At 59.2% G+C, this 16,246-nt stretch carries 15 protein-coding genes and 1 pseudogene; 5 read left to right on the top strand and 11 right to left on the bottom strand.

What is annotated here, in order from left to right; translation table 11 throughout:
* Positions 1-12: 12 nt before the first annotated feature.
* Together RX331_RS32180 and RX331_RS39115 are read right to left on the bottom strand one after the other, a co-directional pair.
* Positions 13-867, bottom strand: coding sequence for an AI-2E family transporter (locus RX331_RS32180; RefSeq protein WP_317253605.1), 855 nt, complete (start codon positions 865-867; stop codon positions 13-15).
* A gap of 692 nt (positions 868-1,559) precedes the next feature.
* The gene (locus RX331_RS39115; RefSeq protein ID WP_410708031.1) at positions 1,560-1,784 is read right to left on the bottom strand and encodes a DUF6894 family protein; all 225 of its coding nucleotides are present in this window, start codon (positions 1,782-1,784) and stop codon (positions 1,560-1,562) included.
* 265 nt (positions 1,785-2,049) lie between these two features.
* Here RX331_RS39115 and RX331_RS32175 point away from each other — a divergent pair, with 265 nt between their 5' ends.
* Entirely contained in the window at positions 2,050-2,760 is a 711-nt protein-coding gene (locus RX331_RS32175; protein WP_317253604.1) for a Bax inhibitor-1/YccA family protein, read from the top strand.
* A gap of 18 nt (positions 2,761-2,778) precedes the next feature.
* On the opposite strand, the gene RX331_RS32170 is transcribed toward RX331_RS32175, so the two are convergent.
* Positions 2,779-3,282 carry a DUF1269 domain-containing protein gene (locus RX331_RS32170; RefSeq protein ID WP_317253603.1) on the bottom strand — a complete coding sequence of 168 codons (504 nt, stop codon included), beginning with the start codon at positions 3,280-3,282 and terminating at the stop codon, positions 2,779-2,781.
* Positions 3,283-4,057: 775 nt separating this feature from the next.
* Between RX331_RS32170 and RX331_RS32165 the strand changes: the two are divergent.
* The 4 genes and pseudogenes from RX331_RS32165 to RX331_RS32150 form a co-directional block, all read left to right on the top strand.
* Positions 4,058-4,312, top strand: a pseudogene (locus RX331_RS32165) (PAS domain-containing protein); the annotation flags it as partial.
* Positions 4,313-4,351: 39 nt separating this feature from the next.
* A complete protein-coding gene (locus tag RX331_RS32160) occupies positions 4,352-5,146 on the top strand; it encodes a sensor histidine kinase (protein WP_317258287.1) in 795 nt (264 codons plus the stop codon).
* Positions 5,147-5,241: 95 nt separating this feature from the next.
* Positions 5,242-5,871, top strand: a complete 630-nt coding sequence (locus tag RX331_RS32155; RefSeq protein WP_317258286.1) for a response regulator transcription factor — start codon at positions 5,242-5,244, stop codon at positions 5,869-5,871.
* Between the two features lie 253 nt (positions 5,872-6,124).
* Positions 6,125-6,760, top strand: coding sequence for a response regulator transcription factor (locus RX331_RS32150; RefSeq protein ID WP_317253602.1), 636 nt, complete (start codon positions 6,125-6,127; stop codon positions 6,758-6,760).
* Between the two features lie 120 nt (positions 6,761-6,880).
* On the opposite strand, the gene RX331_RS32145 is transcribed toward RX331_RS32150, so the two are convergent.
* The 8 genes from RX331_RS32145 to RX331_RS32110 all read right to left on the bottom strand — a co-directional run bounded on the left by RX331_RS32145 (position 6,881) and on the right by RX331_RS32110 (position 16,229).
* A complete protein-coding gene (locus tag RX331_RS32145; protein WP_317253601.1) occupies positions 6,881-8,527 on the bottom strand; it encodes an alpha/beta hydrolase in 1,647 nt (548 codons plus the stop codon).
* A gap of 275 nt (positions 8,528-8,802) precedes the next feature.
* The gene (locus tag RX331_RS32140; protein ID WP_317253600.1) at positions 8,803-10,248 is read right to left on the bottom strand and encodes a GntP family permease; all 1,446 of its coding nucleotides are present in this window, start codon (positions 10,246-10,248) and stop codon (positions 8,803-8,805) included.
* Between the two features lie 171 nt (positions 10,249-10,419).
* A complete protein-coding gene (gene yut, locus RX331_RS32135) occupies positions 10,420-11,433 on the bottom strand; it encodes an urea transporter (RefSeq protein ID WP_317253599.1) in 1,014 nt (337 codons plus the stop codon).
* 58 nt (positions 11,434-11,491) lie between these two features.
* Positions 11,492-12,442: an urease accessory protein UreD gene (locus RX331_RS32130; RefSeq protein ID WP_317253598.1), complete on the bottom strand. Its 951-nt coding sequence runs from the start codon at positions 12,440-12,442 to the stop codon at positions 11,492-11,494.
* Positions 12,439-13,083 (bottom strand): urease accessory protein UreG, encoded by a 645-nt coding sequence (gene ureG, locus RX331_RS32125; RefSeq protein WP_317253597.1) that lies wholly within the window; start codon positions 13,081-13,083, stop codon positions 12,439-12,441. Before ureG ends, RX331_RS32130 begins: the two co-directional genes overlap by 4 nt.
* Before the next feature lie 18 nt (positions 13,084-13,101).
* Positions 13,102-13,821, bottom strand: a complete 720-nt coding sequence (locus RX331_RS32120; protein ID WP_317253596.1) for an urease accessory protein UreF — start codon at positions 13,819-13,821, stop codon at positions 13,102-13,104.
* Positions 13,805-14,497 (bottom strand): urease accessory protein UreE, encoded by a 693-nt coding sequence (gene ureE / locus RX331_RS32115; protein ID WP_317253595.1) that lies wholly within the window; start codon positions 14,495-14,497, stop codon positions 13,805-13,807. Before ureE ends, RX331_RS32120 begins: the two co-directional genes overlap by 17 nt.
* Before the next feature lie 10 nt (positions 14,498-14,507).
* A complete protein-coding gene (locus RX331_RS32110) occupies positions 14,508-16,229 on the bottom strand; it encodes an urease subunit alpha (RefSeq protein ID WP_317253594.1) in 1,722 nt (573 codons plus the stop codon).
* Positions 16,230-16,246: the final 17 nt, after the last annotated feature.

Below are 16,246 nucleotides of genomic sequence, written 5' to 3'. Positions count from 1 at the left end.
GGGCCCACTCACTCACGATTTTTCGGCAGTTGTTGGCTTGAGGTCGTCGCCGAGGCAGTCTTCGACGTAGAATCTGATGATTGCGACGCGCCCGATCGCGACGAATGGCATAGCCAACGCGATGCCGATGATGCCGAACAGCGCGCCTAGCAGGACGATCGCGACCAATGTCCAGGCGGGCGGAGTCTCGACCGCTCGACGCTGGATTAGCGGACCGACCACATAGCCTTCGATCGACTGAATGATCGTGTAGACGACGATAGCCCAAATCAGCGCAGACGGGCCGAGAGGCATCGCCACGAGCGCGATTGGAATTCCGGCAATGATTGGCCCGAGATAGGGGATCAAGTTAGAGATACCCGCCTGTAACCCGAGTACAAAAGGACCGGGTAGCCCGAGGAGGTAGAGCGCGATCCACACGCATAGCGTCATGAGGATGATCCGGATCCACTGTCCGACTAACCACAGCCGCATCACATTGCCCATTTCATCCATGACCGCGCGTGTTCGGGCGCGGTATGATTGCTTCACCAGCATGACCAGGCTCTCGCGGTGGCTGATGGGATCGAAGGCAAAGAGGATCCCGAGGAACAGGATTACTAGTGCGCCGGTCAGAAGGCTCGATGCTCCGCCAAGTAAGATTTGGGCGTGGCTGAGAAACCGGCCCTGGTCGGAAAACAGCCACTGCGCAAAATCTCGGCCCCATTCCGGACCGAGCAGGTCGACGCCGTACGACAGGAGATGCTCCTGAAGGACATCGATTTGGGTGTCCATCACCTTCAGCAGGAGGCGCGTCTGTTCCGGCAGCTTGCGCAGGCCCCAGACCAGCCCCAATCCCGATAGTGCTGAGAGCAGCAGAAGCACCATTGTCAGCCGCCAAGCGCGATTGGAGAGGAATGACCAGAGCCAACGCCCGCGCGGAAGCGTCCAGAAATGCCGCGAACAACACACCCGCAAAGATAACGAGGAGACTCGATACCGTTTGCCACAGCAGGAAGAGAGCGACCGATGTGGCGAGCAGAGCGAGTCCGGTCGCGAGAATGCTGCGCCGTCTGCGAGGCAGATCGGCAAGACCATCGCGCAGCATGATCTTGCGCTTCCGGGCAGCACTCGTATCGCTCATCGAACGCTCAACCGAAGAGCCGAGGTGTCAATGTGGTGTATGAACCTGGGTCCGAACACGACGACTGCCAAAATGCGGATGCCTGCCGCCGTGATGACGCCAGTAACGATGCTTTGTCGGGTTCGTGTTTGTATTTGGCGTGGCGCTCTTCTGGCTCTCCGTTGTGCTTTTTGACGCGGACACTTCCTTGTCCTTCGATCGCACAAGAGAAGTTGCCGCCCCAGCTACCAATCCGCCTAGGATCAGAGCGCGGCAAGTTGTCCGGATGTTCATATTCGCCTCCATGACCAGGGAGCACGACAAACGGTAGGGGCCCTGGTCGCCGGCTAACGCGCGGCAATCCTAGAGACACCTTTCCGGTCCGCACATCAGGGATTCTCTGTAGAGAGCAAGGCAGGAAATTGGCTGGCCTGCATCCCGCGGGGCCGCGTTCAGGTCATGGCGACGGGGCCGCCGCGCTTTGATCGCGACTGGATGATGCTGCGGGAACAGCAGTCGGGGCTACAAACACGACGCTGAAACGACAGAATTCGCCGGCCTTCGCCAGCTCGTCCGCAATGCGCCTGGCGTGCAAAATGGCCGCGTTCTGATCGGCGAACTCGCATCCGGTCCCATCTGGAGAGAGACCGTATCTGTCGACGATATGAAAGAAGTAGCGCATCTCGGCTGGATTAGGTCGGAGCGCTGCCATCTTCCAGTGACAAACGTGTAAGGGGCGTTCTCCAAAAGGATGAGAAGTGGCGGCTGTTGCCAGGTTACACCTTGGAAAGGCGCCAGGACGGGTGCCACGCAGGGGCCTAGAGCACGCGAGCTCTCCGGCGGATAGGTGATTTTACATCCGGAACTCGGGTGATTGTCCGATATCCAACGCGAAGGCAGAGGAATAGTTCGGCATCATGCTGTGGGCTCGAGCGGAGGCACAAGCAATGTCAAACTATGATCAGGACCTGACAGCCCCTGACACGTCCGGCGGCGCGATCGCGGTGGATGCCGGCCTGCGCACCTATATGGTACGCATCTACAACCACATGGCTGCAGGCGTCGGCTTGACTGCTGTCGTCGCGTGGTTCACCTATCAACTTACCGGTCCTGAATTGCTGCAGAATCCGCTGATGTGGGTCTTCATCCTGGCACCGCTTGCGCTCGTGTTCTTCATCGGAGCGCGGATAAATTCATTGTCGGTGTCGACGGCGCGACTGTTGTTTTTCGTTTATGCAGCGCTGGTCGGTGTATCGCTCTCGGTTCTGTTTCACATCTATACCAGCGCCTCGATCACTCGCGTCTTCTTCATCGCAGCCGCGACGTTCGGCGCGCTCAGCATCTTCGGATATACCACCAGGCGCGATCTGTCCGGACTCGGCACTTTCCTGTTCATGGGTCTGATCGGCATCATCATCGCAAGCCTGGTCAACCTGTTCCTTCGCTCGACCGGGCTTGACTGGCTGATCTCGATCGTGGGCGTCGGCGTCTTTGCCGGGCTCACGGCCTACGACACGCAGCGGATCAAGGCGATGTACGACAGCAGGGACGATGAGACTTCAGCGGGCCGCAAGTCCGTGATTGCGGCACTTTCGCTTTACCTCAACTTCATCAACTTGTTCATGATGATGCTGCGCCTCGCCGGCAGTCGACGCTGAGAGGCGAATGGCGGCCGTTCAGGTCGCCGGTCGCTCCGCCACGCTTGCGAGTGCATCGCGCAGGGCTTTTTCCTTGGTCTCATCCAGGGACGTCTTCAGCACGGTTCCTCCGGCGTCCTTGATTTCCTTGAGCACCTTGTCCGCGGTCATGTTCCTGATCAAGACAAACAAGGCGGCATTACCGGTCTGGAGGCTTGCCGAGAGCTCTTTCATGAAAGAATCGTCGATGCCGAAATCGGAGAGTGCGCCGCTGAGTGCGCCGGATGCCGCGCCTACTGCGACACCGAGGATCGGATTGAGGAAAAGCACGCCGATCAGAAGCCCCCAAAAACTTCCTGTCATCACGCCTATCGCAGTGGTGTTAACAAGTTGATTGAGCTTGATCCCGCCGGAATCCGTCTTCACGGCGATCACTGCATCGCTGATTACGATCAGATATTCTTTTTGCAGCTTGAGTAACCGTTGACGCACTTCTTCGGCTTTCGCTTCGGACGGATACACGATCGCGACTAGATCAGACATGAAGTTCTCCTCGCCAGCTCCTGCTGGATCGATCCCCACCGGGGCTAAGGCTGAAAGCCGCTGTTTGGCGTGCTGCGCAGATTAGCCCACGGCCGGCTGACGCGGCATCCGAGAAAACCCTCAGTCGCAGGAATGGTGTTCCTGATCAAAACCCGGGGAACTCCCTCCCCAAAGTTGCCCGCCGCTGAACTTGCCCGCGCGCAAGAAGCCGATCGGTGCCACGTCAATCTACAGTTCCATCCGGATTTCACGAGCGAGGTCAATGCCCGGAGGGGAACTGGGATACCAACACGCTCAGTCTAGTCGCCAAGACCAATCTACACTGCCGACGTGGCCCCTAAGATCGGCACCTTTAGGGGATTCGCCCGATCAAGTGTCAGCGAAGGTGAATTCACTCGAAATAACAAACGGTTCGTGAAAACGCTATTTGAGGCACTTTTAGTATCTGTTGCGTCACATTTGAGCTTCGCTCTCAGAACGATGCTTCTCTGCAAGCAAACCCTTCACACAGACTCTAATTTCAATTCTAAGCGATTACTACCTGTTGGTGCAATTTGCATGATGGTGTATAAACGCGTCAACCTGGCGTACTCGTCCGGTCCGGTAATTGATATCGCGCTGGTAAGGAAGAGGGCCACTCTCGGTGTTGAGAGCTATAAAAGAGTGAGTGCGTATAGTGAAGTTGCACAGCGCTCCAGCCCACGAGTCGAATCGAGCAAGCGTAAGAGAATGGCTGCGAATTGGTCCGGAAGAAACGAGCCACCGCCTGTACTGGATGTTCTCAGCCGATCTTCTCTTTGTAGTCCGCCCTTTGCGCCGGGGGCGATTTGCGTACGAAAGGATAAATCCGGCGTTTGAATCTCTTCTTGGCGTCTCGTCGGAGGAAATTCGGGAGACGGACGTCTCTGCCTGTTTGAGTAGGGAAGATGCTAGGCACGTTTGCGAAGCTCTGCACGCATGTCTGGCTGAGAGAGCAGAAGTCAGAATTCGTCATCGCCTCGCGCTTGGCGGTCCTCGACGAACAATCGAGACGACCGTCGCTCCGATCTGCGATGCCGCAACAGGCAGCATGGTTCGCCTGATAGGCAGTCATCGTATCCTGAGCGAAGGCTCCATTAAGGGCGAGAGGATCGTCGACGCGCGGATGAATGTCAGGCTGGTTTCCATTCAGGAGGATATCCAGCAAAAAATCGCATCGGATCTCCACGATTCGACCTGTCAGCATTTGATCGCAGCCAGCCTGGGCCTTATGCGGATCCGGGCCAGCTTGGGCGACCCCATCAACGCCGAGCGGCTTTGCGACGAAATCGACGCATCGATCGATGAAGCGCTCAGGGAGATCCGGGCCTTTGCCTATCTATTGTACCCACAGGACCTGACGATCGACGGACTGAAAGCCACGATCGAGCACTACGCCAAGGGATTCGCGGCACGCACGGCGCTGGAGGTCAGCACCGAGATCGCGCCGGACGTGGATCGATTGCCTCACGAGAAACAGCGCTCGCTGCTGCGGGTCGTCCAGGAAGGCCTCACGAATGTCTTCCGTCATGCGAAGGCGACGGAGGTGGAGATCGCCCTTGAGGTAGCTGACGGTCGCGTCCGGTTGACGATCAGTGACGACGGTCGCGGTATGCCTGTTGCCACGTCGCGCCCCGATACCAGTGCAATTTCGCTTGGTGTTGGAATTCCCGCGATGCGAGCGAGGCTGCAGCAGATCGGAGGCACGCTTGAGATCCGCTCCGGTCCGGCGATGCGGCGCTCGGGTACCGTGTTGTGCGCTATGTTTCCGCACGATTTTCTTACCAACAGGCGCAACCGACGAAAGGCCACCTCAGTCATCACGACTCATACAGGCACCCATTAGAACCAAAACAGGAACCGTTCGTGACCGGCGGAAAGCCGCCGTTTCTGCCGCCTTTCGAGCTTGGCACCGTGCAAGACGACTTGGAGTGTTCTGCCATGAAGCGGATTCTTATCGCTGACGATCACGAAGCGGTGCGGTCGGGGCTGCGAGCGGTTCTACAACAACGGGTCGATTGGGAAGTCGTCGCCGAGGTAAATGACGGCAGCAAGGCAGTTGCCGCTGCGATTGAGAGCCGGCCCCACGTTGCCATCGTCGATTTCTCGATGCCGCGAATGACGGGGGTGGAGGTTGCCCGACGAATCAGGGATCATCCGTTGCAGACGGAGGTGCTGATCTTCACGGTGCACAACTCCGGTCTGCTCGCGCAAGAGGCCTTCCAAGCCGGAGCCCGCGCGTTCCTAGTGAAGTCGGACGCGAACAAACTGCTGTTGGCGGCTATCGACTCGCTTTTGGTTCACAAGCCGTTCTGCAGCAAAAGCTGCGTTGATGAATGGGATATCGGATCGCGTGCCGATGCAGACATCCACCGGGGGCTCTCGCCGCGAGAGCAGCTTGTCGTCAAGCTGGTTGCGGAGGGTTACAGCAACAAGGGCATCAGCACCATCCTGAACCTCAGCGTCAAGACGACCGAGGCGCATCGGGCGGCCGCGATGCGCAAGCTGGAGGTAAACTCGACCGCGGGGCTGGTGCGATACGCGGTTCGGGCAAGGTTGGTCGAGGCATGACGGTTGGTTGGCGGACGCAGAGAGGATCGGCAACTGGAAACGACGAGGATTGCACTGTCTGAGGAGCGTTGCTCCGCCGTGTTGCCGCCGGGCAGGCGCAGCATTGCCCCGCGGGGCTGGGAGGCATTTCAGTACATTCGCCTGGAATTCTCAGGGTTTTGTTGGATAATGCTTTGAGCGACGATCGGTATGATCGTTCGACTTTGCTGCTGGTCATCCCCACAGCGGGGGGCTGGCTTACGGGACCGACGCCGTGAAACGCATCTTGATTGCGGATGATCATGAAGTCGTGCGTTCCGGACTTCGTGCGATCGTTGAAACGCGCTCCGACTGGATCGTCACTGGCCTGGCGACCAATGGCGAGCAGGCCGTCGCATTGGCCTTGGAGACGAGGCCGGACATCGTGATCGTCGATTATTCGATGCCCCTCATGAACGGATTGGAGGTCAGCCGCCGTCTCAGGTCGCTTCATGTGCGTACGGAAGTGTTGATCCTGACGATGCACGAAAATGAGGAACTGCTGACCGAAGCCATTCTGGCGGGCGTCCGTGGATTCTTGTTCAAATCGGACGCCAGGAAACACCTGATTTCCGCGATCGAGGCGCTGCTCGAGGGCAAACCTTACTTCACCAGCGTCTTACTAGAGAAGCTGCTCCACGACTACCAGATCAACAAGCAGAACAAATCGGACCTACTGCTCACGCCGCGCGAGCAGAGTGTGGTTCAGTTGATTGCGGAAGGGCACACTAACAGGTCCATGAGCGAAATACTGAAGCTGAGTGTGAAGACAGTCGAAACCCATCGTGCTTCGGCAATGCGCAAGCTCGGCATGTCGTCGACGGCCGAGTTGGTCCGTTATGCCATCCGCAAGAAATTGGTCGCGCCGTGAGATCTTTATCGCATCGCGGTCAGCGGAGTGAGGCGTGGCTTGGAAATATTGATGGGGGTCTCGATAGGAGCGCTCAAGAGTCCGTCTCCGCGTAGCTGTTGTTGGAACAGCGGTCGCGGATTACGGCCTGGAGAGGTGTTGCTTCAGCCGCGTGATCTCGTCCGGGGACCAGTCGCGAGCATCCGTCACCTCGATCCACGCGTCAATGTAGTGCGCAGGGGCGTAGACGTGGCCGTGGCCGATCGGCGCTGCGGTCGCCACGAACTTGTCCGCTGCCAGTTGAAGAAGAGTTACGACCGGGTACCACTGCAATTGCGGCGACACGTCCGGGCCGCGGGGCGGCTTCATCCAATCTGGTTCGCAATAGAGGCTGCGGTACTCGAAGAAGGTCACGGGGTCGCTTGCATATTGGAGATAGACGACCCGCATCCGCCCCCATAAGGCATTCGGAGCCGAGAATGGGCCGGCTGCGTCTCCGTCCTGGTTCATGAACCGCACGAACGATCCGTCGCGGAACCGGGGAAGCCAAGCTGGCGATCCGGGGTTGCGACGGTCGGTGAGGAAACGCCAGAGCTTGCTTGAATAAGGCGGGCCGCTCCACAGTGCTCCGGCGAACGGGTCGTCAAATACTTCAATCAGATCTGTCGACTGTTCGGAGTTCTTGGCGCCAAGGCTAAGACCGTGCAGATAGAGTCGTGGCCGTTTGTCCTTGGGAAGCGTGGTCCAGTATCCGTAAACCTCCGTGAAGAGCGCGCGTGCAGCATCGGCGCCGTAGTCCGCTCCAACAAGCAGGTACAGCCAACTCCCAAGATAGGAGTATTGCAGGGCAACGCTCGCGACGGCACCACGGTGCAGATATTCGACGCTATCCAACGCCGCTGGGTCCACCCAGCCGGTGCCGGTCGGCGTCACCACGATAAGCACGGACCGGTCGAACCCGCCGACGCGCTTTAATTCTTCCAGCGCGAGCTTGGCGCGCGCTTCCGGCGTGTCTGCCGATCTTAGTCCGACATAGACGCGAATTGGCTCAAGCGATCTCCTGCCCGAGAATGCACTGATCTCCGCGCGGGTCGCTCCCGAAGAGATGAACTCCCGTCCCGCCCGTCCGAGCTCATGCCAAGCCAGCAGGGAAGCGCTGCTGCCCGTCTTCAGAGGGTCCGTCGGTGGCCCAATCTCCGGTTCGATCAGTTTGTCGAATTCCCGGTAAGACGCATCTGCGACGCGCAGGGTGACCCGGAAGAGAAGTCCATTGATAACCGATGAGAACAGCGCAAGCGCGGCGATGATGCCAATGATGTGGGAAACCCGCTTCGGCAGAAGGCGGTTAATTCTTATAACCACGAAGCGGAGCGTCAGCCGAAAGCACCGCGCTAGCGCCAGCAGGATTGCGAAGACCGCCAGTGCAATCAGGGCTACCTCGAATGGATACGCCATTTCGACGTATTCGATTTCCATTAGCTCTCGGATCGAATTCTGCCATCCCGCCGCCTGCCAGAGGGAGGCGAGCGCAATTCCCGTGCAACTGATCGCGGCGGTGAGCCGCACAACCTGCATGAGGCGGCCCTTAGGCTGAGGGAGCTCTATATAGGCCCAGAGCCAACGGGCGAATACGACGATGCCGTATCCGATCGTCAGAGAACATCCCGAGACAACGCCCTGCGTCAGAAAACTTCGCGGCAGCAGCGACGGCGTCAGAGAGGCGGCAAAGAACAGTATTCCGAGGAGAAGGCCGCAGGTAGAGAATGAATGCCATCGCGCTCTCGCCATACGCCCGCGCCTCCCGATTCCGACAGACCTCAACTTTGTCCAGCAGCTTGTCGCGAGCACCTCATGGCCTAGTCTCGCCGTATGGTGAACACCCTTGACCGTTGATTCGACATGCTATTTCAATTTGAGAGCCTAACCGACTGGATAACTGCACATCTGAGCCGGCGGGCTAGCGGTGGCGATTGCTTCTGGAATTGGGATTCTCGTTGTCCTTGATCCTGAACCTGGCTGCCCGATGGGCCTACAATCTTCCGAACTAATGGCAACTACTGTCGTCAGAACGATCCAAAAACCGAACCCAGTATCAGGACAGCAACAAGTGCGATAACGCAACTGACAATCACGGTCATCACCATGTCCAGATAGCTTTCACGGTGAGTCAGGCCACTGATTTGCAGTAGCAGCAACACCGTGCCGTTGTGGGGAAGCGCATCCAGGGTACCAGCGCTCATTGTTGTTATGCGATGCATCAACTCGGGATCGATGCGATGCTCGGTGGCAAGATGCATAAAGTCCGCGCCAAATGCATTGAGCACGATTGCCATGCCGCCGGAAGCAGTACCGGTCAGTCCCGCCAGCACATTCATGGAGAGTGCCAATGAAACCAGCGGTCCTCCCTGGACCGAGAATACCGCGTCGCGAACCAGCGCAAATGCCGGCACTGCGGCAACGACCGCGCCGAAGCCGACGAGACTGGCGATCATCAGCATCGGCAAGGCGGCAGAATTCGCACCCGCGTCGAGAGTTTCGCGCGCGGATGGCAAGCGTCGAAAGTTGATGAGGATGACGGTCAGGTTTGCCAACGCGAGAGCTACCAAGACTGACCAGACGCCGGACACGGCGCCGATCGTAATACCGCCCCAGCGGGGCTCGGACAGGAACGAAAAATCGAGCCGCGGGAATACGACGAGCGCCATCAGGAAATTGGTGACGATAACGACGACGATGGGCAGCATGGCCAGGGCGAAGGGCGGCCCGCTCTCGGCCTGCTTGCCATGCGGTAACTCGGCCGGATCGAAGTCGCCCGCCGGCGCCGCCTGCTCGCGGACCATCTCGTTGACGACGGGAGCGGTTCCCGTCTCGGCAGCGTAACCTTCGCCAGTCTTGCGCGCGGTCGCTTCGGCACGGCCAAGCCACCACATGCCGAAGACAAGGATGATGGCCGACGCGATGAGACTCAGCCCCGGGGCCGCAAAAGTGGTGGTGCCGAAATACGGCATCGGAATCGCGTTATTGACCGAGGGCGTTCCCGGCATCACCGACATGGTGAAGGTGAATGCACCTAGTCCGACGGCCGCCGGTATCAACCGGCGCGGTAGATTCGCGGCCCGGAACATTTCGTGAGCCAGCGGGGCCAGCACGAAAAACGCGACGAACACGCTCACGCCGCCATAGGTCACGATCGCGGAGGCTGCCACCACCGCGAGCATCGTGCGGCTGGCTCCTAACTTCTTGGTCAAATACTGCGCGATGGCGCTGACCGAGCCGCTGTCGCCCATGAGCTTGCCGAACAGCCCGCCAAGCAGAAACAGGGGGAACCATTGCGCCACAAATCGCGCCGCTCCCGGCATGAAGGTCTGCGTCCAGTGGGCGAGCAGCGGTTCTCCCGAGAACACGGCCACGATCAGCGCCGCTATTGGAGACACCATCAGAATGCTCCACCCCCGGTAGGCGAGCCACATAAGCAGCGCTAAGCCAAGCAATATGCCGATGAGTCCCATGGTCCACTTCTCCGACAAAAGCCGAGGATGTTTGAGCTATCGTTATCTCACTCCTCACAGACCCAACGGCAGCCAAATCACGATGAGCGCCATCCTTGAGCGTAGAACACCTGTATGCGGCGTTGTCGCCGCCGTGCCTGTACCTGTCATCCCGAGCGACTGTGATGAGGATCAGGCTACGGCGGTAGGTTTCTTGACCCGGGCAACGGCACGCGCCGCCTCCAGACGTTGCCTCGGCAGCAGGAACAGCCACGTCACCAGCACGAAAGGTGCCGTAAGCGCCGGAATGGCGAATGGTGTCAACGCGACGTTTAAGGCTGATTGGGTGATTACCGTGAACACCGTGGCGAGGGCCGTGTAGACCACGACGCGCCAGTTCGGCTGATAGAAGACGGTACCAAGTGCGATCGCCGTCAGGATCGGGCTGAATCCGAGGAGACCGCCGGTGATCAGGTCGCTCTCGGCTCCGAAAAGATGAGCTGTCAACACTGCCAGTATCGAACCTCCGAGAGCGAAGGTGGCGGCTGCGAGCGAACTCGCGGCCAAACCTGCCAGCAGGAGCAGCGCCGCGATGCCGCTGGCTTTAAGGAAGACTTGTGAAATGCTCAGGAACACGCCCTGAGCAAGGTCGATCAGTTGAAGCGGGCTTGCCTGGTAGGGTTGGAACGCGGTTACGACACCGCCGGACGGCAGTGCCGTTCCCGCGAGCCCGGAAAATCCATACGTGGCCAACAACAGAAGCCACGTTGTGAGCACGAACGGAAATGTGAGAGCGCCACCCCATGGCCTAACGACGTTGGTCGTGGCAAGCATCACGACGACGGACACGGCCGCTCCCAGTATCACATACACCCAAAGCAGCGGCCCGGGAGCAAGGAAAGTCGCCAGCGCAAGACCGACGAGAATGCCGTTGAAGCCAAAGAGCCCAGAATGAAGCGACTCGGTATCGACGTGAAGCAGCTGCGCCGTCAGGTTTGCGACGACGACCGCGAGGACGCCCGCAATCACCACCCGGGGGACGCCGGCTGCATATGAACCCCAGGCTATCGCGGCCAGAAAGAGAATGCCGGTTAGCGGATTGTTCTGAAACATCACCTGACCGATGCTGCGCAAATTGATGTCCAGGAACCGCAATACACCTGACGATGCGGAGAGGCTTTCCCACTTTGCCAAGATCTTTTCCATTGCTGCCTCCTCGAACGTGTCGACACCACTGTTGGAGATCACCTGTTGGCACCGTCCGCTAGCGCCATAGATAGGGCGGAGGTAGCGCGGCGCCGGTGATCTCCTGACGTACCACGCTCCAGAACTCGCGCACTTTGGCTTTCACTTGCGCCGTTTCGCGGCCCAACACCTTGAAGATCAGGCCGGCATCATTGGGCAAGCGACAAGCGCCGAATGCCGCGCCTTCCGCAAGGTTCACATCGGCTCCGACGCGCTCGTGGATACGTTCGGCTTTGTCCTTGGGTGTGCACAGGATCACGTTGGCCAACACATCAAAGGAGCCCATCACGCCAGTCTGCCGCATCGCATATCGCCGCGGCTCGATTACCAGCTTCTCTGCGAATAAGGAGATCCCATCGGGCCGCGCCGCTGCCGTTGATACCGACAGCACGGTCGCTCCGAAGCACTCGTCCGGATGATGGTGCTTTCGGCCCGGTTGAATGACTTCCGAAAGGAGCAATGTAGCCGACGGAGCGACGGAGATTTGTGTGTCGCTAATAAACCGTGCGTTCCGGTGCGGGATCACGGGCTCAGGGAGAAACTCCAGGTATGCGTCATCGGCAAGTGCAATAGTTTGGCTTTGCGCTGCATAGTTGGCGTCCATCGCATGGATTTTGGTTGCGGATTGGGAGGTGAGGTGAGCCTGCGCGCGGGGATGAAGGTTGATGTCCAGAGCGAGTCTGTCTCCCTGCAGCAGGCAGCCCGTGGTGGTGATCAAGAATACGTAGGCCAAACCTGGCAATTGTTCGTCGCAATGCAACGCGCGCTGTACCATGTAGGGAACGCGGCGCTCCAGGTTTGCGAGGATCGTTTTGCCGGAGCGGTGCTCGAAATCCAGGCGGAGGAATCCCGACTTGCCAACAGTGCCGCTGCGCATCTGCGGTGGTTCATCCTGAAACGAGGCGAATTCCTGCATCGATGCGCCGAGCGCTTCAGCGCGTGCCCAGTGAGGGAAGGCCGACGGTATCATGCTGAGCGCCGTGCGCGTGGGTTGATGTCGAACAGGAACTCCCGCTCGATCAGCGCGACCAACTCCGGAATGCCTTCTCCCGTCTTGCAGTTCGTGAACAGGAACGGTTTGCTACCGCGCATCATTTGCGAATCATGCTTCATCACGTCAAGGCTAGCGCCGACATGGGGGGCCAGATCTGTCTTGTTGATCACCAAGATGTCTGAATAGGTGATCCCTGGTCCGTTCTTGCGAGGGATCTTGTCGCCCGCGGCGACGTCGATTACATAAATGAAGTAGTCTACCAGCGCCGGCGAAAAGGTTAGCGTCAGATTGTCGCCACCGCTTTCGATCAGCACGACGTCGCTATCCGGAAAGCGCCGTTCCATATCCTCGACCGCAGCGAGGTTCATGCTTGGGTCTTCGCGCACGGCGGTATGAGGACAGGCGCCCGTCTCGACTCCGATAATACGTTCCTGGAGCAGAACACCCTTGAGCGTGCGCTGAACGTGCTTGGCGTCTTCGGTCGTCACCACGTCATTGGTGATGATAAGCACCTTGATGCCGAGATCGAGAAAGCGCGGCGTGATGGCTTCCACGATCGCGGTCTTGCCTGACCCGACCGGGCCACCGATGCCGATGCGCGTGATAATCTTTGACATCAGAAGCTCCCTTCAACGTCAGCTCATGAACAGGCGCACATGCGCTCTAGTGTGAACGGCAGCCAGAATTTCCGTCAACGGCGCAAAACCTGCCATGTCCGATAGCCGCGCTGCTGCGGCGGTCTCGTACGTCGTTGACGCTTGCCCGGTAAGCTCATAGAGAATCTTCTGCGTCTCGATGTGGCTGACTTTCATCAATCGCAAGGCCGCACCGAGGATCGTTGCCGCAACGCCGTACTGGTGCACGACAAACGCCTGGCTAGCAGGCAGATCCTGCACGGCGAAGTTGATGGCTAGCGCTACCGGGTAGCAACCGGGCGTAACTGATTCTTCAATACATTCACGCCAGGTGCGAAGCAGCGTCGCGCCCACCACCTCCACACCGAGCTCGGTAAATTTCTTGCCCATGCGAACCGACATTGTCCGCGCTTCGTCAGAAAGCTTGCGCGCGTACACCTGCGCATCGATCCGGGCGAGGGCCTTGAGGTTACCGGCAGTGGCTGCGCGATGCGCGGCGATCAGCGCGATGCAGTCACCACGCGCCGCCTGCTCCAGCGCGGTGCGCGCGAATTCTCGAAGCGTTGCCGCGTCGGTGACAACGCCTTGCTGAATGGCGGATTCCAAGCCGGAAGAAAACGCGAACGCGCCGATGGGAAACATCGAGTCACCAAACTGCAGCATCCGCGAGAGGAATGCGGTGCTGCTCGTCGCCCCGACGCCATCATTCTCGATGGTCATGTGCAGAGCCGGCCGTTGCCGGCGGTGGATGTCTCTGAGCGGCGGCTCCCGGATGGGTGTGGACGTGCGTCGGTGGATGTCCGTACACGCGTCCCGTCTCGGCCTCGACACCGGCATAGCTCTCATGCGTGTGCGAATGTACCGGCCCCTCCGCGGCACCGAAAAGCCGACGTGATTCATGCGGAGCGAGATAGGGAACGACCTCTCGGCCGGCTACGAATTCGAAGTGGACTCCCTCAAAACGGTGCGTGTTCATGACCGACGCCATCACCTTCCGATCGACGGTGAGCGGGACATAGACGAGGTTGCCCTTGACCAATGCCGGCCAATGCTGATTACCCATCGCATGGCCAAGTTCAACGCATGTGCGCATTGCCACTTCCGGCACGAGGCTCATTAGATCGCCCAGATGCACGATCATCACGTCACGCAGCTCAATTCTCGCGACCAGCGCCGAGAGCGCCTTGGCATCCCAGAGCAGCACATCTCCATCGCGGATATGGGTGCCGCGGTCGATTGAGACCGCGATCTCCACGCCCTTTGCAGTCGCCTTGCGGAAGCGGCTTTTCTGCGCTTCCCACTGGTCGATCTCCAGTAAGTCGCTCTCCGCGGCAGACAAGCGCGCGGCCCATTCGGGATCGCCGATGTTGCCCAGAATGGTCTTGATAAGGATCACGGCACCTTCCTCAACTGAAGAAATACTTCTGGTTTAACGAGACGGTCGTCAAGGGCTGCACGGTTGCGTGCTTGCCGTCGACGGTAACGGCGAAGGTCTCCGGGCTTACTTCAATTTTCGGCGTCCCGGCATTTCGGAGCATATCGCGCTTGCCGATCTTGCGCACGTTGCGCACCGGCAGAACCTGCCGGCGAAGCCCCAGCCGCTCCTTGATTCCGCCAGCATGAGCGACGCCGGAGACGAATGTGATGCAGTTGGCCGCCAACGCATCGCCGTAGGCACCGAACATGGGTCGATAGTAGGTGGGTTGCGGCGTCGGGAGCGAGGCGTTTGGATCGCCCATCACCGCCCAGCTTATAAAGCCGTTCTTGATGATGATCTTGGGTTTGGCGCCGAAGAATGCAGGCTCCCACAACACAAGGTCAGCGATCTTGCCGACCTCGACCGAGCCCAGTTCGTCGGCAATACCGTGTGTGATCGCAGGGTTGATGGTGATCTTCGCCACGTAGCGCAGCACCCGGAAATTATCATTGCCGGGCGCATCCTCCGGCAGCTTGCCGCGCCCGGTCTTCATCGCATCGGCGGTCTGGATGCAACGCAGCCAGCATTCCCCGATGCGTCCCATGGCTTGCGAATCACTGGAGAACATCGAGATTACGCCGAGATCCTGAAGGACGTTTTCCGCGGCGATGGTTTCAGCGCGGATGCGGCTCTCAGTGAATGCAACATCCGACGGGATGTCGGGGCTGAGGTGATGACACACCATGATCATGTCATAGAGCTCCGCCTGCGAATTGATGCCGTAGGGGAGCGTGGGGTTCGTCGAAGACGGCAAGACGTTGGCAAGGCCTGCGATCTTGATGATATCAGGCGCGTGGCCGCCGCCGGACCCTTCGGTGTGAAATGAATGGACCGTCCGCCCCTCAAACGCCTCGATCGAATCGTCGACGAAACCGGATTCGTTCAGCGTGTCGGTATGGATGCACACTTGAGTGTCCGTCTCGTCTGCGACGGTTAGCGCGGACCGAAGCACCGCGGGGGTGGTGCCCCAATCTTCGTGACATTTCACGCCGACGGCGCCCGCTTCGATCTGTTCAACCAGAGCCGCTTTGCCGTGTCCGTGCCCCTTGCCGAGAATGCCGATGTTGAGCGGCCAGTTTTCGAACGCGCGTAACATCATGCTAATGTTTCCGGGACCGGAGGTCACCGTCGTCGCGTTGGAGCCGTCCGAAGGACCGGTACCGCCACCGATCAACGTCGTAGTTCCATTTGAGAGCGCCGCCTCCGCCTGTTGTGGAGAAATGAAATGAATGTGTGTGTCGATCCCGGCTGCCGTCAGGATCAGATGTGAGCCAGAGATAGCATCGGTGGCGAGGCCAATCTCCAAACCAGGAGTAACGCGATCCATCGTCTGCGGATTGCCGGCCTTGCCGATCGCGCTGATACGGCCGTCCTTGATTCCCACATCCGCCTTCACAACGCCCAGAACCGCGTCGATCACAGTCACGTTGGTGATCACGAGGTCAGGAGCACCGCCCGCTCGCGTCACCTGATTGTCCATGCCCATGCCTTCACGCATGCTCTTGCCGCCACCGAAGACGAGCTCGTCGCCGTAGCCGCCACGTAAGTCGCGCTCAATCTCAACGAACAAACCCGTATCGCCTAACCGGATGCGATCACCCGTCGTTGGACCAAAGAGGCCGACATATTCTTTCCGAGACACGGTAGCCATTTCGGCCCTCGTTCAAG

Origin of the sequence: Bradyrhizobium sp. BWA-3-5, from assembly GCF_032917985.1 — a bacterium.
Classification (GTDB): Bacteria; Pseudomonadota; Alphaproteobacteria; order Rhizobiales; family Xanthobacteraceae; genus Bradyrhizobium.
Note: the sequence above shows the minus strand (reverse complement) of the source record. Positions and strands in the feature narration are given on the sequence as shown.